This is a genomic window from Oleiphilus sp. HI0128, from assembly GCF_001635365.1.
The window spans coordinates 1-572 of sequence record NZ_LWGG01001018.1 but is presented as its reverse complement, the minus strand read 5'-3'; the positions used below and the strand labels follow the sequence as shown (position 1 = coordinate 572).

At 32.3% G+C, this 572-nt stretch carries 1 protein-coding gene; it reads right to left on the bottom strand.

What is annotated here, in order from left to right:
* Positions 1-6: 6 nt before the first annotated feature.
* On the bottom strand, positions 7-213 hold the full coding sequence (locus tag A3763_RS17345) for a hypothetical protein (protein ID WP_068760257.1): 207 nt from the start codon (positions 211-213) through the stop codon (positions 7-9).
* Between the last annotated feature and the right edge of the window lie 359 nt (positions 214-572).

The following is a 572-nucleotide window of genomic DNA, read 5'->3' as shown; positions in this document are numbered from 1 at the left end:
TAAAAATTAACAGAGGCGACAACTATCCTGACACAGGGGGTCATTCAGCTCTTTATCAATCAGATATTGCTTTAAAGCTTTTTCAATTGTTGGATGATCAAACAAGTAATTGATTATGTCCTTATCGAATAAAATAATCTCTTTCAGGGTTTCTAATTCGTCAGTTGTTTGTAATTTAAATTTATCAGTAAGTTGCATCAAAATTAATTTCATGAAAATCTCCGTTTATTTTTATTCGTATCATCAAATGAAATTAAATCAATCATGAGCTATAGCTCATTTTTCTGAAGAGAAAATGCATTGACGCATTTTCGAAATGGGTTAATTCATACAAAGTCGAATTTTGCCCCTTTAACCGTAGTTATTCAGTTTCGCTAGGCAGTGACCTTGCTAGTACAAAACACCAGCCTTAAAACGCTAAAATCTGGTGTTTCTGGATAGATTTAATTGATGCAGGGTAGAGGAAATTGATAAAAATCTAATGTGACATCAAAGCTAAATTGATTTTTCTGGAAGTAACTTTCCACGAGAATCGTGGCTATCTTTGAACTATAGGTAGTGGTTATATTATT